Annotated in this window: 3 protein-coding genes; all 3 read left to right on the forward strand. The window is 75.4% G+C overall.

The genetic code is table 11. From position 1 onward, the window contains the following. Positions 1 to 466, forward strand: a 466-nt coding sequence (locus ACTUAL_RS23285; RefSeq protein WP_440901730.1) for a zinc-binding dehydrogenase, incomplete at its 5' end; no start/stop codon positions are given. A gap of 37 nt (positions 467 to 503) precedes the next feature. Continuing rightward, positions 504 to 1,091 carry a hypothetical protein gene (locus tag ACTUAL_RS23290; RefSeq protein WP_440901731.1) on the forward strand — a complete coding sequence of 196 codons (588 nt, stop codon included), beginning with the start codon at positions 504 to 506 and terminating at the stop codon, positions 1,089 to 1,091. 6 nt (positions 1,092 to 1,097) lie between these two features. After that, positions 1,098 to 1,713: N,N-dimethylformamidase beta subunit family domain-containing protein (locus tag ACTUAL_RS23295; RefSeq protein ID WP_440901732.1), on the forward strand; the 616-nt coding region annotated here is incomplete at its 3' end.

Genomic DNA, 1,713 nt, shown 5'->3' on the forward strand with positions numbered 1-1,713 from the left:
CAGGCTCGGCGCGGCGCGGGTCGTCGTGATGTCCCGCGACCCGCGCCGCCAGGAACTGGCCCGCCGCCTCGGCGCCACCGACGTGGTGGCGGCGCGCGGCGCGAAGGGCATCGCCGAGGTCGTCGAGCTGCTGGACGGCGGCAGCCCCCACGTGGTGGAGGCGGTGGGCACCGAGGAGGCGGTCCGGCAGGCGATCGGGTGCGCGCTGCCCGGCGGGCAGATCGGCAACGTCGGGCTCCCGTGGGGCGTCGAGCTGCCGCTGTGGGACCTGTTCGGCAAGGGGCTGACCCTCAGCGGCGGTCCCGCCAGCGTCCGCGCCACCGCCGTGGAGCTGCTGCCCGACGTGCTGTCCGGGGATCTGGGGCCGGAAGCGGTCTTCGACGCCGTCTACCCGCTGGACGAGGCCCCGGCCGCGTTCCGCGCCATGGACGCGCGCCGGTGCGTGAAACCACTCCTGCTGCTGTGAGCGCGGCGGGGAACGGAATCGGAGATGGGGTCAAGCAGTGCGGTTAGTCGGCTACGCCGACCGGTTCAGCGCCGAACCGGGGGAGAGCGTGGAGTTCATGGTCAGCTCGGTCCCGCGGTCCTTCCGGGCGTCGATCACACGTCTGGGCGACCCGGACCCGCACGTCGCGGGTGGTGACCTCGGCGAGTTCCCCGGCCTGCGGCAGAGCCTGCCCGCCGGGTCGCACGCGCGGGTGGACGGGCCGGTCGGGCCGTCGGTGCGCAGCGTGAGCGTGCAGCTGTGGTTGTGGCCCACCACACCGGATAAGGACGAGCAGACGCTCGTGGCGCTCGAGGGGGCGGACGGGTCCTCGGCGGTGCTGTCCCTGCGCGCGGGCAGGCCCGTGCTCACGGTCTCCGACCCCGGTGGCGCCACGAGCGAGGCGGTCCTGGAGCACGCGGTCGTCGGTCGCACCTGGTACTTCCTGGCCGCCTCGTGCGCCTCGGGCACGGCCGTGCTGCGCCTGGAGGCGGTCGACCGCGCCGCCTCGGAGCTGGACGGCCACCACGAGGGTCCCCTGACGCCGGTCGACCGCGCCCTCCCCCGCCGGGGCGCCACAACGCTGGCCGGACCGGGGGCGATCTAGAGGGGCATGCTGGAGACCCCGCGCGTGTTCGAGCGGGCGCTCGGCGCGGCCGAGTTCGACGCCCTGCGCGACGGCGGCGACCCGACGGCCCTGCCGGGGTTGCTGGCGGCGTGGGACTTCTCGCGCGGCATCGACTCGACCCGCGTCCACGACGGGTCGGGGCGCGGACTGCACGGCGTCACCGTGCAGCGCCCCACCCGCGCGGTCACCGGGCACGGCTGGGACGGCTCGGAGAGCTCGTGGCGGCACGCGCCGCACCAGTACGGCGCGATCCACTTCCACGACGACGACCTCGACGACGCGGGCTGGGAGCCCTCGGTGCGCTGGCGGGTGCCGGAGGGCGTCCGCAGCGGGCTGTACGCGCTGCGCGTGGAGGCGGACGGCGCCTCGGACGAGATCCCGTTCGCGGTGCGTCCCCCCGCGCGGACCGCCACGGCGCCGGTGCTGCTCCTGCTGCCCACCTACAGCTACCTGGCCTACGCCAACCAGCACATGCTCACCGCGGGCAGCCTCAAGTCCATGCTGGAGTCGGCCGCCACCGGGCCGGACGGCGCGGCCAGGGCGAAGGGGTACCCGTCCGACCCGGCCGACCGGTACATCGTGGACAACCGGCTCAACAGCC

It is taken from the genome of Actinosynnema sp. (genome assembly GCF_052038725.1).